General features: G+C 47.7%; 18 protein-coding genes and 1 pseudogene. 1 reads left to right on the forward strand and 18 read right to left on the reverse strand.

The window, feature by feature from the left end:
* Positions 1 to 8: 8 nt before the first annotated feature.
* The 15 genes from ACZM6M_RS08125 to ACZM6M_RS08195 form a co-directional block, all read right to left on the reverse strand.
* Complete coding sequence (locus ACZM6M_RS08125; protein ID WP_317438128.1) at positions 9 to 1,127, reverse strand: sensor histidine kinase; 1,119 nt, start codon at positions 1,125 to 1,127, stop codon at positions 9 to 11.
* Between the two features lies 1 nt (position 1,128).
* Positions 1,129 to 1,833 (reverse strand): response regulator transcription factor, encoded by a 705-nt coding sequence (locus tag ACZM6M_RS08130; RefSeq protein WP_066550494.1) that lies wholly within the window; start codon positions 1,831 to 1,833, stop codon positions 1,129 to 1,131.
* Between the two features lie 167 nt (positions 1,834 to 2,000).
* Positions 2,001 to 4,169, reverse strand: a complete 2,169-nt coding sequence (locus ACZM6M_RS08135) for an RNA degradosome polyphosphate kinase (protein WP_296034607.1) — start codon at positions 4,167 to 4,169, stop codon at positions 2,001 to 2,003.
* Between the two features lies 1 nt (position 4,170).
* A complete protein-coding gene (locus tag ACZM6M_RS08140; protein WP_296034609.1) occupies positions 4,171 to 5,736 on the reverse strand; it encodes a Ppx/GppA phosphatase family protein in 1,566 nt (521 codons plus the stop codon).
* A 125-nt stretch (positions 5,737 to 5,861) separates the two neighbouring features.
* Positions 5,862 to 7,136, reverse strand: coding sequence for an ATP-binding protein (locus ACZM6M_RS08145; protein WP_417045431.1), 1,275 nt, complete (start codon positions 7,134 to 7,136; stop codon positions 5,862 to 5,864).
* Positions 7,137 to 7,218: 82 nt separating this feature from the next.
* Complete coding sequence (gene pheA, locus ACZM6M_RS08150) at positions 7,219 to 8,355, reverse strand: prephenate dehydratase (RefSeq protein WP_337434462.1); 1,137 nt, start codon at positions 8,353 to 8,355, stop codon at positions 7,219 to 7,221.
* Positions 8,352 to 9,092, reverse strand: a complete 741-nt coding sequence (locus ACZM6M_RS08155; RefSeq protein WP_066550507.1) for a lysophospholipid acyltransferase family protein — start codon at positions 9,090 to 9,092, stop codon at positions 8,352 to 8,354. Before ACZM6M_RS08155 ends, pheA begins: the two co-directional genes overlap by 4 nt.
* Before the next feature lie 115 nt (positions 9,093 to 9,207).
* Complete coding sequence (locus ACZM6M_RS08160) at positions 9,208 to 9,699, reverse strand: putative ABC transporter permease (RefSeq protein WP_337434461.1); 492 nt, start codon at positions 9,697 to 9,699, stop codon at positions 9,208 to 9,210.
* Between the two features lie 38 nt (positions 9,700 to 9,737).
* A complete protein-coding gene (cls, locus tag ACZM6M_RS08165) occupies positions 9,738 to 11,270 on the reverse strand; it encodes a cardiolipin synthase (protein ID WP_066550513.1) in 1,533 nt (510 codons plus the stop codon).
* A gap of 215 nt (positions 11,271 to 11,485) precedes the next feature.
* Positions 11,486 to 11,665 carry a DUF4250 domain-containing protein gene (locus ACZM6M_RS08170; protein WP_066550516.1) on the reverse strand — a complete coding sequence of 60 codons (180 nt, stop codon included), beginning with the start codon at positions 11,663 to 11,665 and terminating at the stop codon, positions 11,486 to 11,488.
* 20 nt (positions 11,666 to 11,685) lie between these two features.
* A complete protein-coding gene (gene clpB, locus ACZM6M_RS08175; protein ID WP_066550519.1) occupies positions 11,686 to 14,277 on the reverse strand; it encodes an ATP-dependent chaperone ClpB in 2,592 nt (863 codons plus the stop codon).
* Positions 14,278 to 14,450: 173 nt separating this feature from the next.
* Complete coding sequence (locus ACZM6M_RS08180; protein ID WP_337434459.1) at positions 14,451 to 15,299, reverse strand: hypothetical protein; 849 nt, start codon at positions 15,297 to 15,299, stop codon at positions 14,451 to 14,453.
* 121 nt (positions 15,300 to 15,420) lie between these two features.
* Positions 15,421 to 16,416 (reverse strand): hypothetical protein, encoded by a 996-nt coding sequence (locus ACZM6M_RS08185; protein ID WP_418926346.1) that lies wholly within the window; start codon positions 16,414 to 16,416, stop codon positions 15,421 to 15,423.
* A gap of 267 nt (positions 16,417 to 16,683) precedes the next feature.
* Positions 16,684 to 18,066 (reverse strand): polysaccharide deacetylase family protein, encoded by a 1,383-nt coding sequence (locus ACZM6M_RS08190; protein ID WP_489490102.1) that lies wholly within the window; start codon positions 18,064 to 18,066, stop codon positions 16,684 to 16,686.
* 80 nt (positions 18,067 to 18,146) lie between these two features.
* A complete protein-coding gene (locus tag ACZM6M_RS08195; protein ID WP_066550535.1) occupies positions 18,147 to 18,686 on the reverse strand; it encodes an HD domain-containing protein in 540 nt (179 codons plus the stop codon).
* 239 nt (positions 18,687 to 18,925) lie between these two features.
* Between ACZM6M_RS08195 and ACZM6M_RS08200 the strand changes: the two genes are divergently transcribed.
* Positions 18,926 to 20,158 (forward strand): hypothetical protein, encoded by a 1,233-nt coding sequence (locus tag ACZM6M_RS08200; protein ID WP_489490105.1) that lies wholly within the window; start codon positions 18,926 to 18,928, stop codon positions 20,156 to 20,158.
* Between the two features lie 209 nt (positions 20,159 to 20,367).
* Here ACZM6M_RS08200 and ACZM6M_RS08205 read toward each other — a convergent pair.
* The 3 genes and pseudogenes from ACZM6M_RS08205 to rlmD form a co-directional block, all read right to left on the reverse strand.
* Positions 20,368 to 20,523: pseudogene (locus tag ACZM6M_RS08205) on the reverse strand (transposase); the annotation flags it as partial.
* Positions 20,524 to 20,593: 70 nt separating this feature from the next.
* A complete protein-coding gene (locus tag ACZM6M_RS08210) occupies positions 20,594 to 21,652 on the reverse strand; it encodes a PDDEXK nuclease domain-containing protein (RefSeq protein ID WP_066550544.1) in 1,059 nt (352 codons plus the stop codon).
* Between the two features lie 39 nt (positions 21,653 to 21,691).
* Positions 21,692 to 23,062 (reverse strand): 23S rRNA (uracil(1939)-C(5))-methyltransferase RlmD, encoded by a 1,371-nt coding sequence (rlmD, locus tag ACZM6M_RS08215; RefSeq protein WP_066550547.1) that lies wholly within the window; start codon positions 23,060 to 23,062, stop codon positions 21,692 to 21,694.
* Position 23,063 lies beyond the last annotated feature (1 nt).

Here is a 23,063-nt window from a genome sequence, read left to right on the forward strand (position 1 = left end):
GATCACCGTCATGATCCGAACTGTTCTTTCTCAATATCAAAATGTACCTGAAGCTTTACCGTAAATACTGTACCATTTAAATCGCTGGCAACCCGGATGGTGCCTCCGTGCATATCCACAATTTCCTTTGCAATCGCAAGACCAAGGCCGGTGCCTCCGGTTGTGGCAGAACGCGACTGCTCCACCCGGTAAAACTTGTTAAATAAAAGAGGCAGCTCATCTGCAGGGATCACACGGCCAAAATTCGTCACGGAAACCGTAACCGTGTCCTCCTCTCCGTGGATCTTTACCAGAACCCGCTTTCCATCAGCTCCGTACTTAATGGCATTTCCAATCAGATTGTCAAACAGACGGGCCAGAAGGTTTCCGTCAGCACTTATGATCTTTGCAGGCACATTGCTCTGAAGGTCATAGGACAGATTTTTTTCCTCAAAGTTGGGGTAGGCTTCCTCTAAGAGCTGCTCTAAAAGCTTTACAATATCGATCTGTCCTATGTGCATGGCGATTTTTCCGTAATTCAGCTTCGTAAAACCGAAAAGGTCTTCAATCAGCTTTTCCAGCCGTCTGGATTTGCTGTAGGCAATTTCTATGTACTTGTGCTGCATTTCCTGGGGGATCTGCGTATTCCCGGCTAAAAGCTCCAGATAGCCGATGATGGAGGTAAGGGGCGTCCTTAAATCGTGAGCCACATTTGTAATCAGTTCATTTTTCGTGCGTTCCGCTTCTCTCTCCTTATCCATAAGCTTTCGGATATCTGAGGACATCTTGTTTAAATTTGCCGCCATAGCGGAAAACTCATCGTCCCCAGTCACATCCACCTCTGTATTCAGATTGCCCTGGGAAATACTCTGAACCGCATCGGAAATACGTCCCAGATAGCGAATACCCGGCTCCTCCAAAATCATAAAGGTCACCGAAAAGATCACAATTCCCACCAGCACATACAGGATCACCACTGCCAGATGCTGCTCTAAAATAAAATGGACCAGAGCCGATACCTTCCCGCTCTGCTGTATGTAGCGCGCCACCATGGAAAGATTTGTAATGAGAAATACTTCTACCAGGCAGGTAATGATGGCGCTGTATACAATATGGGTCAGCACACGGAACCGGTAACTGCTTCCCATACTATTTTTCAATCTTGTAGCCTACTCCCCACACAGTTGTAATAATCTTGCTCTGCCTGGTATCTTCCTTCATCTTTCCTCTTAAACGTCTGATATGTACCATAACCGTATTATTGGCCTCATATACCTTTTCATTCCATACCCGCTCAAAAATCTCATCTGTACTGAATACCTTTCCCGGGTTGGAGGCCAGAAGATAAAGAATGTCAAATTCAATCGGCGTCAGCTTGATCTCCTCGCCGTCTACCACCACCTTGTGATTGTCCTTGTTGATGCTCATTCCCTTGATGGTGATTTCGCTGCTTACCGCTTCCTTTGCCATGCTGTTGGGATTTAGCTGGGTATAGCGGCGAAGCTGGGATTTTACCCGTGCCGTCAGTTCTAATGGATTAAAGGGCTTTACCACATAGTCATCCGCTCCGGTCCCCAGTCCCAGGATCTTGTCAAGGTCGGTTGACTTGGCGCTGAGCATAATGATCGGGATATTGTTGGTTTCACGGATCTTTTTACACATCTCAAGGCCGTTCATCCCCGGCATCATGATATCAAGGAGCACCAGATGGATCTCCTCTTTTTCCAGGATCTCAAGGCCCTTTAAGGCATTTTCCGCCTTAAAAACCTTATAGCCATCACTTACCAGATAAATCTCTATAAGATCTGCGATCTCCTTTTCATCGTCTACTACCAGAATGTTGATATCGGGCATATGATTCCCCTCCTCATACGTTATCATTTCTTTGTAAAGTATATTTATGATTATCATACCATATTAACCAATGGTTTTCCTTACTTTTTTCTTGAAAAATTATGGGAAAATATGTTACGGATAAAAAAAGCAGTCCTGCATCAGCAGAACCGCTCTTTTTATTGAATTTATATATTTCCGCTTTCTATGGGTTTAAAGATCCGGGTCACTGCCGGGTCGTCCTCTCCCCTGTATTCCTTTACCCGCTGCACCGCCTCCAGGCAGAACTGCTCCTGAGAATTTATTAAGACCTTTCCCCGCTTATCCTCCTTTTCGTAGGTGCCGTCCGGCTGTAAAATGTGGGCTTTTACATTATCTTCCAGTTCTACCTTCAGAATATGGATGACCTGCTCCTTTAAAGCTTCATCCTCTACCGGGAACAGAATCTCCACCCGGCGGTCCAGATTCCGCGGCATCCAGTCTGCACTTCCCATATAAACCTCAGGACTTCCGTCATTGAGGAAATAGAAAATCCGGCTGTGCTCCAGGAAATTTCCCACAATGGAACGCACATGGATATGCTCGCTTAACCCCGGCACTCCGGCACGCAGACAGCAGATCCCGCGGATCACAAGCTCAATTTCCACTCCGGCACAGGAGGCCTCATAGAGAGCTTTGATGATTTCTTTGTCGCAAAGGGAGTTCATCTTTGCCATAATATGGCCTCTGCGTCCTTCCTTTGCGTGGGCTGTCTCCCGGCGGATCATTCGCAGAAACCGGTTTCTCAGCCACAGAGGCGCGACAGAAAGCTTATTCCAGGCCTTTGGCTCCGAATATCCGGACAGCATGTTAAAGACTGCCGTGGCGTCCTCGCCGATCTGGGGATCGCAGGTTAAAATGCCGCAGTCCGTATAAAGCTTTGCAGTGGAATCATTGTAATTTCCCGTACCCAGATGGACGTAGCGGCGGATTCCGTCCTCCTCCATGCGGACTGCCAGAGTGATCTTGCTGTGGGTCTTAAGTCCCACCAGGCCGTAGATCACATGGCAGCCGGCCTTTTCCAGCATTTTTGCCCAGTTGATATTATTTTCCTCGTCAAAACGGGCCTTTAATTCCACCAGTACGGATACCTGCTTTCCATTCTCCGCCGCCTCTGCCAAAGCCGCAATGATGGGGGAATTTCCGCTCACACGGTAAAGGGTCTGTTTGATGGCTAAAACCTCCGGATCTCTGGCTGCGCTGCGCACAAAGTCCACCACCGGATCAAAGCTCTGATATGGGTGATGGAGCAGGATATCGCCCTTTCGGATGTTGGTGAAAATATCATCCTCATTCATCAGGGCCGGTACCGGCTGCGGGATGTACTTGGGAGCCTTAAAGGCTTCAAAGCCTTCCAGACCATACATTTTCATAAGGAAGGTCAGATCTAATGGCCCAGGGATGCGGAAGATATCCTGACTGCTGATGGAAAGCTCCTTTTTCAGGATTTTAAGAAGCCGCTTATCTACATTGGATTCAATCTCCAGCCGGATTGCCTCGCCCCACTGGCGCTTTTTCAGCTGCTTCTGGATTTCCTCCAGAAGATCCACCGCCTCCTCCTCATCAATGGAAAGATCTGCATTCCGCATGATGCGGAAGGGATGAGAGGCCACAATATCATAATTTAAGAACAGGGAGGGCATATTCCGCTCAATGATCTCCTCTAAAAGGATCACCACCCTCTGCTCTGTGCCATCCTCCATTGTCTCTCTGGGAAGCTCTACGATTCTTGGCAGCACAGAAGGCACCTGCACCATGGCAAATTCCAGTTCTCCATCCCCGTTCTTTTTCTTTAACAGAGCCGCAATATTCAGGGTTTTGTTGCGGATCAGCGGGAAGGGCCGTGAGGAATCAAAGGCCATGGGGGTAAGCACCGGGTATACATTGGTCTGGAAATAGGAGTCCGCACAGGCCGCTTCCTCCTTTGTAAGATCCTCATGCTCCATGATGATCCGCAGGCCGTTCTGGCGCAAAGACGGCACCAGGGAACGGATATAGGTGGAATACTGCAGCTCCACCAGCTGATGGGTCTTTATGCTGATAGCGTCTAACTGCTCCTGAGCCGTCATTCCTGCAATATCCTGCTTCATATATTTCGCGTGTACCATATCCTTTAGGGAAGCCACACGGACCATATAAAATTCATCCAGATTGGAGGCTGTAATGCTTAAAAATTTCAGCCGCTCAAACAAGGGCAGGCTCTTATCTCTGGCTTCGCTGAGAACCCGGTAATTAAATTCCAGCCAGCTCAGTTCCCGATTAACAAAATTGGAGGGATCTGCTCCAAAATCTGTGGTATTTTTTTCTTTTTCTGCCATGTCATGCCCTCCTTTTCTGCTTTAACACCGGCCTTATTCCAAATATTTCCTCAAAAAAATCCGCCTTCTGTTCAAAGGACGCCCGCTCCAGAGCCAGATCTCCCGTGTATCCTGTGGTAATGACTAACTCTCCCTCCCGGATCGCCATCCGGCAGTCTGCCAGCTTGGACTTGTGGGTCTTGTCCATGGAATTTGCAAGGCGCAGGATTGCCGTCAGCTTGGCTATAAGAATGGTAATGGAGCTTCGGTTTAGATTGCCGCTTCCATCCTCTCCGATCTGCGTTTCCAGCTGAATGGTATCGTAATCAAAATCACGGATATTGTAGCGGACTACATTTGCGATAATCTCACGTTCCAGATGGCTCAGTCCGATAATCTCCGTAGACATGATCAGGTTATAACTGCTTTCATTGGAATTTCGGATGCTGATAAACTTACCGCAGCCATGCAGCGTCACTGCGATCTGGAGCAGGAGCCGCTCCCTTGCTCCCATACCATGAAATTTCCGCGCAGCGTCAAAGATAGATAACGCATACTGCTCCAGCATCTGATTATGGCCCGCATGGCATTTATACCGCTTTGCCATATTTCTGGCCGCTGCCAGAATATCATTCTCAAAGCTGTGGCTGAATCGGAACAGACGGCAGTCATCGGCATATTCTGCCGCAATGCCGTCACAAAGGCCGATATCAGGAATCCAGAACTGTCCCGCTCCCGTAACCTCCATCACTCTGCGGTATACAACCGCTGCCGGAAGGAGCAGGGATGCGTACTCACTGTTCACATTAAAACGCTCCTCAATCTGATCCAGGGTCATCTGAGAAAGGCGCTCATAAAAAAGCTCCATCTCTTTGGCATCCACACGGTCTGCCGCTGTGTTGAATCCAAGCTGGCGCATCAGATAGGTAATATTGGTTCCGATCCCGATCAGATTATCAATCTTTCTGTCTTTTAAATACATTTTCCGAAAGGTTATCAGCTCATTATCTACCAGCTCCTCAATGTGAAGACAATGCGACCTTACACTGGCCGGGATTTTAGCCAGCTGGCTGCGGATCCGCAGAGTACCAAGAGGCAGGCTCTGGGTCGTTACCAGAGTATCCTTATCAAACAGAGAAATCTGGGCGCTTCCAAAGCCCACATCTACAATCGCCGTTCCCTTCTGGATGATCCGGTTAAATTCTCCTGTCTTTGCCGCCACTGCCTTATAGCTGATAAAACGCTGCTCTGAATTGCTGATAATTCGCACCTTAAGTCCGGTTCTTACACAGATCTGATCCAGGATGATCTGGCTGTTTTTCGCCTCGCGCATGGCTGTGGTTCCGTAAGCCCGGTACTCCCGCACCCGGTAGGTTTTCATAATCCCCGTAAAATCCTCCAGAACAGAGCACATCTCATCCGCCAGACCGTAGCTGATTTTTCCTTCGCTGAAGGTATCGCTTCCCAGAGCGATCACATGGCGGATGTGATCTACACAACGGATCCCCGTCTTTTCAGAAATCTCATAAATTCCCAGTTCCAGAGCAAATGAGCCGATCTCTATCGCTGCAAACATTCTTACTGCCACGTTCTTCCTCCTTTTGGGGCGCGCTGCCCGATCCCCTGTATGGCCTAAGCCCGGGACTATATGACTGCTATTATAATCCCGGACTCATCTTCTTTCTTCCTTATGATGTAAAATTTCTGTATATTTTATGTAAAATCGCATCCCAGCAGATGGGTAATGAACTGGGAAGCCGTACGCCCGGAAAGTCCTCCGTGGCTCAATTCCCATTTATTGGCTTCCAAAAGCAGTTCCTCCTCCGGTATATCCAGCTGATGCCTCTTAGCCAGCGCTTTGACTATGGACTGAAACTGCCGTTTATCCGGTGAACCGTAGTAAATCGTAACGCCGAACCGGGCTGCCAGAGAAAGCTTCTCCTGAACCGTATCATTATTGTGAAGATCGTCATCCAGCTCCCTCTTGTCGCTGAATTTCTCCCTGATGAGATGGCGGCGGTTGGAGGTCGCATAGATCAGCACATTATCCGGGCGTTTTCCCAGTCCTCCTTCCAAAATAGCCTTCAAATACTTATATTCCAGCTCGTAATCCTCAAAGGACAGATCATCCATGTAAATGATAAACTTGTAATTGCGGTCCTTGATCTGCTCCAGAACATCTGAAAGATCCTTAAACTGGTGCTTGTATACCTCAATCATACGCAGGCCCCTGCTGTAATATTCGTTCAAAACCGCCTTTACGCTGGAGGATTTTCCCGTTCCCGCATCACCGAATAAAAGTACGTTGTTGGCCTCTTTTCCATTTACAAAAGCCTCCGTATTTTCAATCAGCTTATGCTTCTGAAGCTCATATCCCACAATATCCTTAAAATAAATATGCTCCACATTTACAATGGGATCGATCACCGTCAGCCCTCCGGCCTCTTTTTCCAGAATCCGGAAAGCCTTATTCAGTCCAAAAGTTCCCGCCCCGTATCCCCTGTAAAATTCCACCATAGTCTGCTGAAATCCTTCCAGGTCAGATGCCTGCTCCAGGGCCTTTGCCAGCTCCACGATCCTGTCCCTGATCCTGCGGTTAAAAACCCGGCTCTCCTGAAGTGCCGGGCGGTAGTCCGCAAGCAGGCTCCACAAAGAAGAGGGCGCAAGAGAAGAAAGATCAAAATCAAACAGTGCCTTGAAAATGGCAAAGTCTTCTTTCGCCAGAAGATCCAGAGTACCGCCTGCAGGCCCTTTGACCTCACAGGCAGTTGTATATGCATTTTCATTATCTGCCAGGCAGAGCGCCAGAAAACAGTGCCACAGGTTTCCTTCAAAGCCATACTTTGCAGCCAGTTCGATCAGCTGTCCCGCACAGGCAAACGAATCTGTACTCTCCTTTTCTTCTGACATTCCCATAAGTCCTGCCATCTGCTCAAACAGCGTTTGATGTTTTAAATTGCGGTAGATCACAAGTCCTCTGATATCCATATCTCTTTCCTCGTTTCTTCTTTGTATCCATATTTCCCTTACCATCAGCGGATAAGGGAATCCACGCTCCAACCGGTTCGGCTCAGTAGTTTCCCAGGATCCTTAAGGATACGGCTTCCTCAGAAATCCCCTTTAAAGCATTGCGGATCTTTGCATCGGATAAAGACCCTTCCACATCTACAAAAAAACGGTATTCCCAGCTTCTCCCGGGAATGGGGCGCGATTCGATCATCAGCATATTGATGTCATTGTAAATCAGATTTCCAAGCATATTGTAAAGAGAGCCGCTTCTGTGGACGCCCTCAAAACAGATGCTCACCTTATTAGCGCCCTTTCTGTATACAGGATCCTTTGACAGGATAATAAAACGGGTCACATTATTTTTATTGTGGTTAATGGAGCGCTCCAGCACCTTTAAGCCATAAAGCTCTCCCGCAATCTCACTGGCTACCGCCGCCTGGGAACGATCGTTTTCCTCTGCCACTTTTTTAGCCGCTACCGCCGTATTGACCGTGCTGATCTGTTTCCAGTCCCTGTGGGCATTCAGATACTGGGAGGTCTGCATCAGAGCCTGCGGATGGGAATAAACTGTCCGGATATCCTTAATATCCGCATCTTCCCGGCCCAGCAGCGCATGGTTAATCGGAAGCTCCGTTTCCGCTGCGATGTACACATTATGCTTTACTAAGAGATCATAGTTGTCGCTTACTGCCCCAGCGGAGGAGTTTTCAATAGGGAGCACCGCATAATCTGCCCGACCCTCCTCCACCTCTGTCATGGCATCCTCCATGGTCTTTACATGGTACATATCCGCATCCGGGCCGAAATACCGGCGGGCCGCACCGTGTCCATAGGAGCCCTCCACACCCTGATATACGATCCGCACATTTTCCCTTTTTAAATCCTCGATCATGGAAAACACGGTGTCCATCTCCTGCCCGTGGGAAGCCAGAAGACCATACTGAAGCCTGCGGCTGATGGTCATGATCTGCGAAAACAGTTCATATGTACCTTTGCGCGTAAAATCACTGTGAGCCAGAGCCGTAACCGCCTTAAGCTTCTGCTGCTCCCGCTCCCTGTCATAAACAGGCTTTCCGGTCTGTATCTTATACTCAGCCACCTCTCTGCACAGCTCCATACGTGTCTCAAACAGCTCTGTCAGGCTGGCGTCAATCACATCCAGCTGCTGCCGGATCTCCTGTAAGTTCAGTTCCTTCATCTCTGTTCCTCCAGCTCTTTTATCATGGAGCAAATGATCTCTCTTGTGTAGGCTCCGGGGAACTTGCGGTTTTCTGCCGGAAGTTCCTTTAAATAAATGGGTTTTCCGTATTCGATGATCACATGGCTGGGCCGGATCCATGGGAAATGACGCTCAAATACCTCTGCCGTCCCCACCATGGCAACAGGGATCACCGGACAGCCGCTCTTTTCTGCAATCTTTAAACTTCCCTCATGGAACTCCATCAGTTTTTCCGGATTTTCACCGGGATTTCTGGTTCCTTCGGGGAAAATCCACATGGAAATTCCTCCCTTGATCTTTTCAATTCCTGCCAAAATAGTTTTTAAACCTTCTTTAATATTCGAACGATCCAAAAATAAGCAGTTCATCCGATCCATCCAGCGGTTTAGCAGCGGGATCTTTATCATTTCCTTTTTGGCAATAAAACCGGTCAGTCCAGGAACGGTCATATAGCCCATGACAATATCAAAATAACTTCTGTGGTTTCCCACATAAAGCACCGCCCGGTCGGTGGGAATATTTTCCAGCCCCCGCACCTCGTATGTGATCCCGGCGATCCGGCTGATTTTTTTAAAAATCCACCGCACCATGGAAAAGCTCTTCCAGCCTGCCTCCTCCGGGTTCTTTTTTGCCTTTTTCTCCAGAAAACACAAAACCGGAAAAGTAAGTACCAAATACAGCACAATGGCGATGGCTGCCAGCAATAAGCGTATCATATGTAACTCTCCTTCTGTTCAAAATATTTACTGCCATCAGCGGATAAAGGGATGCTCTCCTGCCCGCTGATGGTATCCATTATATACCAGAAAACATCGGAAATACAACTCTTTGTTAGTTTGAGTTTTCAAGTCTGCCGGGGGTCTGAAGCATCTCAAAGAGAAGCCCGGTGCAAAACCACAGGGGCCCAAAAGCCAGCCGGATCACCCCGCCGATATGATCGGGCCACATGGAATAATCCCATGGGCACACATTAAAATGCTTTAAAATCGTTCCTGTCACATACTCTGCCGTAAAAATCAGAACCATATCCATAAGTCCGTGGCGCACCAGTCTGGCTGGTGGTGAAATACGATCGGTTCCCGCCTCCGGGAATGCAGACAGGCCGGTGAGCCAACGGTCTGCCGTATTTACGATCCCCGGCAGAAGGACTCCCATGCCATAGATGGGAAACATCCAGAGCGAGGTGCGCCCCATGAGCCGCATATCTCCCCGCATCCAGGATTCCAATGAAGTGAAAATGACCTCCAGACACCAGCCCGCAATCCCGCAGCGGCAGAAATTGCGGAGCGATTCTTTTAATTTTCCATTATACTGTCTCTTCATAGGGCTAGTATGGACAGCAGAACTGAAAATTATTCTTCCTATAAAAGCGGAGACAAAAGACGGCTTCCCTGCTCCCTGATCCTGGTCAGAAGGCCTCTTTTTTTATAATCCTCTCTTGTTATCTGGCGGCAGTGAGGCAGGTCATTCATAAATGCCTGCTCCAGTTCTGCCGTGACCGCCTCATCATAAATCGTAGCATTTACCTCAAAATTCAGTTCAAAGCTCCGGATATCCATATTGGCAGTGCCATAGCAGCAGACCCGGCCGTCAACCATAATCCCCTTGGAATGGAGAAAACCATTAGTATAGATATAGACCTTTGCACCATAATCCAAAAGTTCTCCTGCATAAGAACAGGTTGCCCGGTACACAAACGGATGATCCGGCTTACAGGGAATCATCAGACGCACATCGACCCCGGACAAAGCAGCCATCTTAAGCGCCGAAAAAATGGCGTCGTCCGGCACAAAATAAGGCGTCTGAATATAAATATGGTGCTTTGCCTTGTGAAACAGTTCCAGATAGTTGTTTCGGATATGGGGTTCTCTGGTATCCGGACCGCTGGCAATGATCTGCATTCCCACCTGGCTTCCCTCCAGTTCAGGATCAGGCCAGGCCGGTCTTTCTTTATCCCTTCGGACGTCCGTCTTCTTTTTCAGATCTGTCCGGAAATAGGCCTCATTTTTAAAGAGATTCTCTCCCGTAGCATAATTCCAGTCCAGTGCAAAGCGGATCTGCAGGCTCATCACTGCTTCACCGGTGATCCGCAGATGGGTATCTCTCCAATAACCGAATCCGGGATCCTTTGAAATATATTCACGTCCAATATTAAAACCGCCTACAAATCCCACATTCCCGTCTATCACAACGATTTTTCTATGATTTCTGTAATTTACACGCAGGTTCAGCCAGCCTAAAATAGGAGGGAAAAATACACCGACTAAAATCCCGGCGCGGCGCAGTTCCTCCCACCGGCGTTTCGGCATAAAGCGCCCCCCCATGCCGTCATAAAGAATCCGCACCTCTACGCCTTCACGCACCTTATCCTCCAGAATCGGCACGATCGAATCAAATACCTCGTCATTTTTAATAATATAATACTGAATGTGGATAAATCGGCTGGCACGGCGCAGAGCGGTCCGAAGGCCTTCAAATTTCGCCTGGCCGTCTGTGTAGATCTTCACCTGATTGTCGGTCGTAAGCACAGCTCCGGAAGTTTCCAGGTTATAGAGGATCAGGCTGCGGAAATCCCTTATGAGGGGATCCATCATTTCCTCCGGAATATCGCTTGAGCGGATAATCTCTTCCTGGCTTTTAACCGGCATATTCAGCCGATCGCTGATTCCCTTTACCTTAAACATCCGGCTCTTTTTTAAATCCTGGCCGAAAAGAAGATAAAATATAATTCCGAACACCGGAATAAAGTTCAGAGCAAACAGCCAGGTCCATACCGATCTGGGATCTCTGCGCTGGAAAAAAATAATAATAATGGAAAACAAGAGATTGATTACGATAAGATGCGTCATAAGCCATTCCCAGACAGCCTCTGCCTCATTGAATATCACTCCCATATATCTCCTCCTGCTTTGTTCATCCTCTATCGGGTATTCCTACTATAGCTTAACAGATCCCCCATCACAATATACATCCCTATTCCGTGAATGATCTTTTGTCCAGTCTACCACATCCTGTTATTTATTTCCAGCCTTCGCCCTTTCGCACCACCTCAAAAAAGCCGGCCCTATCTGACCAGACATCAGATAAAGCCGGCTTTTGCTGCCAACCATCAGCGGAAGCAGTTCCGTTTGGGATCATAGGAAAACCCTGCACCTTCCAGAGTTTCTTCTATATAAGACTGATCCAGCTCCATTTCTCTGCACATCTCTTCCAATGAACTGAAACGGTCTCTAAGCTGTGTATTCACAAAGCTGAACAGGATCATGGGATCCTTTGGAATCTTATTCACCTTATGACCTTCCTTTCTTTTTATTCCGTATAAGCGATAAGCCTGCTTCCATCCTCCGATACATCGATCACGATTACAGCGCCTTCCCGCAGCCCTCCTCCTAAAATCAGCTTTGCTGCCAGGGTTTCTACATTCTTTTGCAGATACCGCTTTAAAGGACGGGCGCCATATACGGGATCATAGCCGTTTTCTGTGATAAAGGCCTTCGCTGTCTCTGTAAGCTCCAGCTTTAACTCCCGGTCTGCCAGACGGCGGTTTAAGTCCGCAATGCATAAATCCACAATACTTCCAATATTTTCCTTTGTCAGAGGCTTAAAGAGAATCATTTCATCCAGACGGTTCAAAAACTCCGGACGGAAATGAGTTCTCAGGTCATTCATCACAGCCTCTTTAGCCTCCGGGCGGATGGAGCCATTCTCATCAATCCCCTCTAAAAGATACTGGGAGCCGATGTTGGAAGTAAGAATGATAATGGTGTTTTTAAAATCCACCGTGCGTCCCTGAGAATCTGTGATCCGTCCGTCATCCAGTACCTGCAGCAGCACATTAAATACATCCGGATGTGCCTTTTCCACCTCATCAAACAGCACTACGCTGTAGGGCTTGCGGCGCACAGCCTCTGTAAGCTGTCCGCCCTCATCATAGCCCACATATCCTGGAGGCGCTCCAATGAGACGTGCCACAGAATGCTTCTCCATATATTCGCTCATATCAATGCGCACCATATTGGATTCATCATCAAACAGTGACTCTGCAAGAGCCTTGGCAAGCTCTGTTTTACCTACGCCGGTGGGGCCTAAAAACAGGAAGGAACCAATGGGCTTCGTAGGATCTTTAATTCCTGCCTTTGACCGGATAATGGCCTCTGTGACCTTCTCAACGCCCTCGTCCTGTCCTACGACTCTCTTATGGAGCACCTGATCCAGATGAAGGGTCTTGCTGCGCTCGCTCTCTGTAAGCTTTGCCACAGGAATGCCGGTCCATTTGGACACAATTCTTGCAATCTCATCCTCTGTCACACTCTCATGAACCAGGCTCAGATCTTCCTTTTTAACCTTCTCTTCCTCTGCCTCCAGCTCCTTCTGCAGCTGGGGCAGCTTTCCATACTGAAGCTCTGCCGCCTTGTTCAGATCGTATTTCTGCTGGGCATCCTGGATCTGGCGGTTTACAGCCTCAATCTCTTCACGGAGAGCAGAGAGGCGGTCTACGCTGGATTTTTCATTTTCCCACTGAGCCTTTTTTGCGGTAAATTCATCATGCAGCTCTGCCAGCTCCTTCTGTAAATCTGCCAGACGATCCTGGCTTAAGCGGTCTGTTTCCTTTTTTAATGCTGCTTCCTCGATTTCCATCTGCATCAGCCTGCGGGACAGCTCGTCTAATTCTGCGGGCATACTGTCCATTTCAGTTTTGATCATTGCACAGGCCTCATCTACCAGGTCAATGGCCTTATCGGGCAGAAAACGGTCGGAAATATAGCGGTCGGACAGCATGGCTGCGCTTACCAGAGCGGAATCTGTGATCTTTACGCCATGGTAAACCTCATACCGCTCCTTCAGTCCTCTGAGAATGGAAATGGTGTCCTCAACCGTAGGCTCTGCCACCATAACCGGCTGGAACCGGCGCTCTAAGGCCGCATCCTTTTCAATGTACTGGCGGTATTCATTTAAGGTAGTAGCGCCGATGCAGTGCAACTCGCCTCTTGCCAGCATGGGCTTTAACATATTGCCCGCATCCATGGATCCCTCTGTCTTTCCTGCTCCCACAATGGTATGAAGCTCATCAATAAAGAGGATGATCTGGCCTTCGCTCTTTTTTACCTCTTCCAGAACTGCTTTTAAACGCTCCTCAAATTCGCCTCTATACTTGGCTCCTGCCACTAAGGCTCCCATATCAAGGGCAAAGAGCTTTTTATCCTTTAAGCCCTCCGGCACATCGCCCCGGACGATTCTCTGAGCCAGACCTTCTACAACGGCTGTCTTACCTACGCCGGGCTCACCAATCAGCACCGGATTATTTTTTGTCTTTCTGGACAGAATACGGACTACGTTGCGGATTTCACTGTCGCGGCCGATCACCGGATCCAGCTTCTGGTTTCTGGCCCGCTCTACCAGGTCATAACCATATTTTTCCAGTGTATCATAGGTCGCCTCCGGGTTGTCGCTGACTACCCTCTGATTGCCCCGGACGGTGGACAACGCCTGCAAAAACCGTTCTCTGGTGATTCCATAAGTCTTAAACAGCTCCTTCATTTCCCGTCCGGGCTGCTTTAAAAGTGCTAAAAACAAATGCTCCACCGAAACGTACTCGTCTCCCATAGCCTTTGCTTCATCCTCAGCGTTAATCAGTACCTTGTTTAAATCATTGCTGATGTAAAGCTGGCCGCCGCCGCTTACCTTTGTAAGCTTCTCAATGGCCTGTTTGGCCTCATTTTTAAACATATCTCCCTGGATTCCCATTTTCGTAACCAGCTTCATGATCAGGCTGTCATCCAAGGTCAGGAGACTGTAAAGCAGATGCGGCTGATCGATCTGCTGATTGCCGTACTCATACGCCAGCTTTTCACAGCCCTGCACCGCCTCCATGGACTTTTGTGTAAATTTATTGATATTCATACGCCATTCCCCTTTCTGCTGCGGAATCGTGTTTCTGTTCTTTGTTCTATGCGTACTATAACACATGTTATTAGCAGTGTCAAGAGTCGAGTGCTAATTTTTTTACAGAATCCTTTATATGCAGACACCCGCCGGCCGGAACGATTCCAACAGGTGGGTGTAAAAGAAATTATTTACTTTTTAAGTCCTAATGCTTTAATGGTCTTGGCTGTTAATGTACCCTCATAGATCACAGTAGCCGTATCTCCGGTCTTTAAGCCGTCAAACATCCCATCTTCCCCCACAAATGAAAAGAAGGTATTTTCCGGATCCTCTGTATCCAGAACAACATGATTGCTCTCTGCCTCTGCTACGGTACCGGTAAGGGTCTTAATTCCCGCGTCCTCTGTATCTCTGGCGTCTGCAGTCACGATCTTTGTAGCGACTGCGGGAACTTCCTCATCTTCCAGATCTCCATAATATGTAATATCTGCCTCTGTGCCGGCCTTAACGCCATCCTTTGTGACCGTCTGGGCAATGAGGGTATTTAAGGTATAGGAACCGTCCTCCGTCTTTAAAACAAGGCTTCCATCTTCTGTGCTTTCAATGGTTCCCGTAATTGTCAGATCATCCTCCTCAGCAGCTTCCTCCTCGGCTTCCTCTGCTGCGGAAATCACAATATCAACCTCTACGGCCTTTGCCGGCGTTTCTCCCAGCGCTCCTGTGTAGTAAACATCTACCTCATCGCCTTCACCGATGGCCTCTGCTCCGGTAAGCTCTGCTCCGGACACGTCAAATCCGGCTTCTGTTCCGGCATCGTCTGTTACTGTAATAACCGTATCCTCTACTGTCTTTACAATACCGTAAAAGCTCTCCGTCTCTGCCTCCTCTTCCTCGGAAGAAGCCTCTGCCGTGGTTGTCTCTGCTACCGAAGACGCGGCTGTCGTAGCCGTTGCTGCCTCAGTCTCTGTTTTCTGAGATGAACAGGCTGTCATTCCAAGGGCAGCTGCCATCACTGCGATCATAAAATATTTTCTTTTCATAAATGAACTCTCCTCTCCATTCATTTCTGTATACACGATACATATTACTACGTAATCTGTGTTTTTACTATGTATTTTCTTTGAAATTTTCTTTAGAATTCTATAAAAAAATCATTAAGCTCTAATTATATTTCAGCTCCTCTTCCTGGCTTTTACGCCTGTTTTTCCCTGTAAAATACAGAACAATCCCCAACAATATGCCTGAAACTCCCAATGCAGCCGTAACAGTCACTCCGGTTCGGATCCAGCGTAAAAATGGATCCGGCTCTTCTGCCGCTTCCGGCTCTAAAACCAATGCCTCTTCCTGCTCTTTTTCTGAATTAGAAATATTCCCCAGTTCCGCAGGTTCATACACAGCGGACACCTCATAGGAAACCGGCTCCACAACCTGAACCTGTCCTCTGTATACAGCCTCGTAATCACGCAGCAGCCTCTCTCCCCTTGCCGACGCCCTGCGGCAGACCTGGCCCGTTTCATCCATAAAGCTTTCCCCATCCCAATCCATAGATGTGATATGGTAAGCCTCGGACGAAAGCCCCATTTCTCCTAAAAGAAGCTCCTGTTCTGCCAAAGCTGAATCCAGGATATCTTCCCCGGAAATTTTTATTCCACCCAATTCATATTCATCTGCTCCATAGGAATAAAATGTCACAGGCGCCTGAAAATCCTCTCTCCACTCCTCCCCCAGTACCCGACTCTCCTGCATATACAGCCGTCCTGATATCTTTGCGCCATTTTCCTCCTGCCTGCTGTCCACATAGGGTGGAAGCGTCTCTGCTCCTTCTACCTCCCGGTACACTTCCGTTTTTTCAAGCATACGGCTCCGGGAAGCTTCCGGCAGCTCACGCACCTCCCAGTCCGCCAGGCGGTAATGAATCCCATTTTCATCTGTATAGGAAGCTTCCGGCTGTTTCAACGACGGTAAGTCTTCCTCCTTCAAATTCTGTTTTAAAATAATGGAGCCCGGATGTGTCTTTTCCTCCTGATTCGGATCATACTCGATCACCTGCTCTGCAGCGGCCCAGACCGTTTTGGATGATACATTGACAGCAGTAAACATCATTCCCGCCGTGACCGCCAGACATAAAAGCTGCCTTCTGTTTTTGTATTCGTTCATATTTGTTCCCCCGTTTTGGTTTATCTGATTTACATAAAATACCTGTTTGGCTTTCCGCCTTTTGCAGTGTATTCTGCTTTTATCTAATTGCCAATGTGCGGTTCTGTTTTCAAATCAAATATCCTGGTGTGGGAGACCTTTGGAAATTTAAGAAATGAATGAATCTGATGTATAAAACCCTGAAGACTTTAGAAAATAGATCCGGACGGAGGGAACTCCGCCCGGTAAAGACATTATAAATATGTATGCTTCAAATTGCAAGTATTTTTAACGGAACTGGCTGTATTTATGTCCGGGCTGGATACCGCCCCTAAACGAAGCCAGTTCGCTGACTGTTACCAGCTGATAACCTCTGGCTGTCAGTTCAGGAATCAGAACTTCTGCCGCCTGTGCCGTTGGCTCATAAATATCATGCATCAAAATGATGTCTCCATCCTTTACCTGATCCAGAACCGTATCAATGGTTCTTTGAGCATTACGGTGCTGCCAGTCTCTCGTATCAATAGACCACATAATTGCCGGCATACCCATAGAGCCTAATACAGACAGTGATGCGCCGTCCACATATCCTCCTGGCGGACGCATCAGTACCGGAGACACACCGCAGGCAGAAGCAATCTTCTGATTCACAGAACCTACCTGGCTGCGAATGCCTTCCGCCCCAATTTTTGTAAGATATTTATGGTCATTGGTGTGGTTTGCGACCTCACAGCCCTGTTCGGCCATACGGCGGATCACTGCGGCATTGGAGTCCACATTGGTACCTACCATAAAGAATGTAGCCCGTCCCCCATTCTGCTGCAAGCTGTCAAGGATCCGGCTGGTAACCGAAGTCCGCGGGCCGTCATCAAAGGTCAGGGCGATCATAGGTCTGGAGGGATCGACTGCGTTCATGGCTGCCTGAGGCGCTCCGGCGTCCTTTGCCGTGATCGCAGCCCTGATTCCATCGATCCTCAGGCCAGCTCCCTCCGTACCTGCCACAGCTCCATTTAATGCCCAATCCGTCCATGTACCATTCTGATAAACCTTATAATACAGATCATATGATGCTGCAGACGCTCCATACAGCTCCATGCAGATCGCTTCCAGCGGCGCCTCAGCAGACGCATTTCCCGCCTCCGCTCCATCCTCTGCCGGATCCAGCCAGCCGGTCCCGCTTAAATTTACCTGATAGCGGATGCCTACCTGAGCATCTGCCGGAATATTGATCAGATTCGCCCTCATAGCTGCCACCCAGCTTCCATAAGGAGCCTGCAATGCCTGATTATCCGCAGCCGTACCGCTCCATCCCTGGACCGGGGAGTAAATACTGTAGTTTACCTGAAGAGGGAGGTCAGATGAGGCTGTTGAATGATCCGCTGTATCCTGAATTTCGGATCCGGTAGCGGACTGTCCGGATTCCCCCTGGGCTTCGGATCCGCCTGCCGGCTGACCTTCCGCGCTCTGTACCCCATCTGTTTCAGACGGCTTTTCCTGCTCATCGTTCTGATCTGATGGGCCCACTGCTTCCATGCCCGGCCCGCCGGCCGGACCTGCTGCCGCCCCTACTCCCATGGTTCCTGCAAGTGCCGTCATTCCCTGGGTTCCAAACAGGATTCCCATTATGACAAGCAGCGCCAAAATCCTGCCGTTTCGTTTTAAATTGCTCATTCTTTCATTCTCCTTACTGTCTGCCGCTTCCAGTAGACCGTCCATCGCCTAAAGCCAATGGACTTCCTGCTTCATTGACCTCATGTCCCAGCTCCGAATACAGTCCGGCAGAGCATAATATATTCTTTGTAATAAAGATGTTCCTTTAAATCATCCAATGCATCTGCAATCCCCCAGTAATACCAGGCGTGCATGGCCTTATCCTTTTCATTAAACCGCTGCCAGATTTCATCCCCAAGAACCAGATAATCCTTTGCCGTACAGCGCATATTGCTGAGCTTATCCCCAAGAGCCAGGATCTTAATCTCTCTTGGAGCACTTTTCAGATGCTGTATGGTAGCTCCCTTCCGTTCCCTCCAGCATTTTGTTTTATCCTCTGTCTCATTTGCCACCAGACAGGCTACTCTTGAACCGAAGCGCTCCCTAATCTCCTCTTCTGTCACGCCCGTATCCTCAACCACATCATGCAAAAGCGCTGCCGCGATCATCTCCGGATCATCCGTAAACCCGGATACGATCAGAGCTGCCTCCATCGGGTGTGTAATATACGGGATCTGTGTCCCTTTTCTGAATGTTCCATGGTGCGCCTGCGCCGCAAATGCTGCTGCTTCTTCTATCATGGCTCTGCCCCTTTTCTCGCTAGACCCCTGAGGATCATCCTGTGCCCTTCCCGTTCCGGGAATATTTTGGCATATGTAGTATCATTCCCATCATATCATATTCTGCTCCTGTTTTCATCCCTTTTCCCCACAGACTTTCTTACAACACTCTTACAAGAGCAATTTTTCCTTGTAAGACCAGACAATTTCTGCTATGCTATAGTGGTATTTTGACCAAACTTCAAAGGAGGACAAAGGCAATGGACCGCCATTCATCCTATACAGCGCCCCGCAGCGACCGTTCACCAGCCTCACACGGCTCACGGCGCAGCCCAAAACACAGCAATAACGGCCGTTCCGGAAATGAAAACCGGTTCCTTCACAATCTTTTATGGTATGTGCTGCCGTTTATTGTTTTCAACCTTCTTCTACTCTTTCTGGTAACCGCTTCCCCCCGAATCGAGCTGACTGTAGGGGACACCACTGATTACAAAACCGTAGATGTTTCCCTTAAGGTAAAATCGCTGATTCCTATCCGGAAACTTACCACAACCCTGGAATCCCAGGATATTGAATTCAAAAAAGAAGGCGGCGTTTACCATGCTGCCTTAACAAATAACGGCGCTCTGGAAATCTATGTGGAGGGCTGGAACGGTATGCCTGCCCGTCAAAACGAGCATATCGCAGTCTTAGATGACACAGCTCCCTCGATCGATGAAGAAACTGTGGTCATGGAAGACGGTAAACTGGAGCTGATCGCAGAGGACAATATTTCCGGAATCAATTATGAGGCTGTTTATGCTACGGATGATGCTGGAAAACGGACAGCTCCTGTCAGCTATGACAAGGAAACCGGCCGCATTACCTTTGATCTGGAGAAAGGTTCCCTGACCGTATATCTGGAAGATATGGCCGGAAATGCAAATCAGTCCGCTTTTTCCTTAAGCACCTCCGGCATTGACACAGACAGCCGGGAAACAGATTTCCCGGAAGACGGAGAAAACGGAACAAACGGAAGTAAAAAGGAGGAGGACAAGAAAACCTCCAATTCCGATAAGGAAAAGACGTCCAAGAGCACGGAAGCCGCAAAGTCTTCCAAAACTTCCAAGAATACAGAGGCGTCTAAGTCTACCAAGGCGTCTAAGAGTACGGAAACCGCTAAGAATGCAAAGGCCGCAAAGAGCACGGAAGCTACAAAATCCACGAAGGCTCCTAAGAGTACAGAGGCCACAAAATCTACCAAAGCTGCAAAGAACACAGAAACCTCAAAAACTGCTCAGACGTCCAAGAGCTCGGAAGCTGCAAAATCTGAGACAAAAGCTTCCAAAAATACAGAAACCTCCAAAGCTACATCTGCTGCAAAAGCAACAGAAGCTTCCAAAGCAACAGAGGCTTCCAAAGCGGCAGAGGCTTCCAAAGCCACTCAGGAATCCAAACCGGCAGAATCCGCTCCCGCTTCGAAAACAATGCCTGTGATTGAGCCGTTGAATTGAAAGGGAGGAACTTCTCAATAATTAAAAGCTATTTATTATGAGGGTGTCGCAAAATCATCAAATTAGATGATTGAGCGATGCCCTCGCTCTATACATGAAAAAATCCGGAAAGAATTCTTTTCATTTGGAAATTCTTCCGGATTTTTGGCGTACTTTAAAAAAGCCTCCATTTTTTTGGCTGTTCAGGCTGTTTCTTTTACTGGGAAAAGCTAACTTTCTGTGCGTTCTTTTTGGATTTTTGCATGCAGTTTATTAATGTTATACCCCCTACAGAGCAAAAGAATCTCCTGTTTTACCTTGGTTTTTCCTCGAAGTAAAAATCATTGAAATTCATAATCATTTTTCAAAACTCCAAATGCCCCTTCATTCTTTTCGAACCTGTCGAAATTTCCGGATAGTTACATCATCCAAATTATGCAACAACCTGTTGCACAATTACGCCAGTTCCCTTTCGATTTCTGCAATAGACGGTAAACTACTCTTTAATTCTTCCGGTAATTCCTTTTCTATTTGATTTTGCCATTCTGCAACACCGATCGGATTTTGATATCCTGTCAAAGAATACTCAACAACCGTCTTATTCTTCCCTTTCACCAATAACAAACCAATCGTTGGCTTATCATCTGGATGGCATAAAATATCATTTACGATATTCTGATACATATTAAGCTGACTGATAAATCCTGGTTCAAAATCACAGGCCTTTAATTCAATCACAACATAACAACGAAGTTTCAAATGATAAAACAGCAAATCAATATAAAAATCCTGTCCTCCCACTTCCAAATGTACCTGTCTGCCTACAAACGCAAAACCCTGCCCCAGTTCCAATAAAAATTTCTGAATATGTTCTACCAATTGACGCTCAATTTCAACTTCACGTCTTGGCATATCGGTACCTAAAAAATCAAATAAATATGGATCTTTGAAAATCTGGTTTGCCATATCCGAATCTGCCGGCGGTAATGCGGCCGGAAAGTTGTTCACACTTTTCCCAGTACGCTCAAGTAATCTGTTCTGTATCTGAAAATCCAATACATTACTGCTCCAACCGTTTTCAATAGTCTTATGAGCATACCAAATTCGTTCTTCCTGTGTACTCAGTTTATCAAGCAATTTTAAATTTGTTCGCCATGGTATTTGTGCAACAACCTGCTGCACCTTTTCAAAATCAGGCCAACAGGCCGCAAATTTTCTCATATACTTGATATTTCTTGGCGAAAAACCGGACATATCTGGAAATGCTTCTTTCAAATCTTTTGACATACGGTCTATAATTTTCGCTCCCCAGCCTTCCTTTTCCTGTTTTTGCAGAATTTCTTTTCCTATGTGCCAATAAAGACAAATCATACTTGAATTCGCATTCAATACAACAGTTAGTCGCTGATGTTGAATCTCTTTTTTAATTTCTTCTATAAATTCCAAATAGGCACCACTCATGTCAGAAAGATTTGGAGCAACAGGGAAAATTACACCCTCTTTATTCTTTCCCATCCGATTTCGATTTTCCAATTTTCTCGCCTCACAATTCTCCTATTTTCTTTTTACCCGCTCCAATTTTACAACCGTTTCGCAGTGTCCCCCCTGCGGAAACATATCACACCCTCTAACCTTCTTCACCTCATACCCCCCATCCACAAGGTATCTCAGATCTCTTGCCAGGGTAGCGGAATCGCAGCTGACATAAACGACCCGTTCGGGCCGCATTTTCAGGATCGTATCCAGGCACATCTGGTCGCAGCCCTTTCTTGGGGGATCTACCACGATCACATCGGCATAGATCTGGTTCTTTTCATACTGCTCCGGCAGCACCTCCTCTGCCTTTCCTACAAAGAACTCCACATTTTCCATTCCATTCAACCGGGCATTTCTTCTGGCATCTTCAATGGCCTGGGGGACAATCTCCACGCCATATACCTTTTTCGCCTTCTGAGCCAGGAACAGGGAAATAGTTCCAATGCCGCAGTACAGATCCCATACCGTTTCTTTTCCCGTAAGGCCCGCATATTCCAGGGCTGTTCCATACAGCTTTTCTGTCTGCACCGGATTAACCTGATAAAAAGACAGGGGGGAGATCTGATATGTTACATCCGAAATGGAATCTGTAATATACCCTGGACCATAAAGATTTACAATCTCTTTTCCCATGATCACATTGGTCTTTTCCTCATTGATACTGTAAGAAATGCTGGTCATTCCTGAAACAGCCGACAGCCGCTTTACCAGCTCTTCCCCGTGGGGCAGGCGCTTTCCGTTGATCACCAGACAGACCATGATCTCACCGCTCTTAAACCCTTTTCGGATCAGGGCATGGCGAACCAGCCCCTGATGGCTTTTCTCATCATAGGGCCTGATCCTATATTCCTTCATAAATGCCTTGATAATTTCCAGTATTCCCCTGTTTTCCTGTACCCCCAGCAGGCAGTCCGCATTTTCAATGATATCATGGGTGCGGCCCGCATAAAATCCGGTTATAATTTCTCCGTTTTTATTCATTCCAAAAGGAAACTGAGCCTTGTTGCGGTACCGCCAGGGCTCCTCCATTCCAATAATTGGAAACATGGGGATTTCTTCCTCTTTAAAACCGCCGATCCGCATAAGGTTATTTTTAATCTTTCGCTCTTTAAATGCCAGCTGCTCCTCATATTTCATGGCCTGGAGCTGGCAGCCCCCGCAGGGACGGGCCGCAGGGCATCTTGGCTCTGTCCGAAAAGCAGAAGAAGTGATCACCTCCATCAGACGGGCAAAACCATAGGATTTTTTCATCTTCATGGCTTTCGCCCGCACCTGGTCGCCGATGACCGTATCCTTGATAAACCAGATGTAGCCGTCAAGCTTTCCGATACCGGAGCCGTCCTCGCTCATATCTTCAATGGTAACTGTAAATTCCTGATTTTTTTCCACT

The sequence above is a fragment of the Enterocloster sp. genome, assembly GCF_057861365.1.

Bases quoted from the DNA above. Each gene is read 5' to 3' on its own strand.
- ACZM6M_RS08125 (WP_317438128.1), bottom strand. From the start codon at position 1,127: ATGGGAAGCAGTTACCGGTTCCGTGTGCTGACCCATATTGTATACAGC.
- ACZM6M_RS08130 (WP_066550494.1), bottom strand. From the start codon at position 1,833: ATGCCCGATATCAACATTCTGGTAGTAGACGATGAAAAGGAGATCGCA.
- ACZM6M_RS08135 (WP_296034607.1), bottom strand. From the start codon at position 4,169: ATGGCAGAAAAAGAAAAAAATACCACAGATTTTGGAGCAGATCCCTCC.
- ACZM6M_RS08145 (WP_417045431.1), bottom strand. From the start codon at position 7,136: ATGGATATCAGAGGACTTGTGATCTACCGCAATTTAAAACATCAAACG.
- pheA (WP_337434462.1), bottom strand. From the start codon at position 8,355: ATGAAGGAACTGAACTTACAGGAGATCCGGCAGCAGCTGGATGTGATT.
- ACZM6M_RS08155 (WP_066550507.1), bottom strand. From the start codon at position 9,092: ATGATACGCTTATTGCTGGCAGCCATCGCCATTGTGCTGTATTTGGTA.
- ACZM6M_RS08160 (WP_337434461.1), bottom strand. From the start codon at position 9,699: ATGAAGAGACAGTATAATGGAAAATTAAAAGAATCGCTCCGCAATTTC.
- cls (WP_066550513.1), bottom strand. From the start codon at position 11,270: ATGGGAGTGATATTCAATGAGGCAGAGGCTGTCTGGGAATGGCTTATG.
- clpB (WP_066550519.1), bottom strand. From the start codon at position 14,277: ATGAATATCAATAAATTTACACAAAAGTCCATGGAGGCGGTGCAGGGC.
- ACZM6M_RS08180 (WP_337434459.1), bottom strand. From the start codon at position 15,299: ATGAAAAGAAAATATTTTATGATCGCAGTGATGGCAGCTGCCCTTGGA.
- ACZM6M_RS08185 (WP_418926346.1), bottom strand. From the start codon at position 16,416: ATGAACGAATACAAAAACAGAAGGCAGCTTTTATGTCTGGCGGTCACG.
- ACZM6M_RS08190 (WP_489490102.1), bottom strand. From the start codon at position 18,066: ATGAGCAATTTAAAACGAAACGGCAGGATTTTGGCGCTGCTTGTCATA.
- ACZM6M_RS08195 (WP_066550535.1), bottom strand. From the start codon at position 18,686: ATGATAGAAGAAGCAGCAGCATTTGCGGCGCAGGCGCACCATGGAACA.
- ACZM6M_RS08200 (WP_489490105.1), top strand. From the start codon at position 18,926: ATGGACCGCCATTCATCCTATACAGCGCCCCGCAGCGACCGTTCACCA.
- ACZM6M_RS08210 (WP_066550544.1), bottom strand. From the start codon at position 21,652: ATGGGAAAGAATAAAGAGGGTGTAATTTTCCCTGTTGCTCCAAATCTT.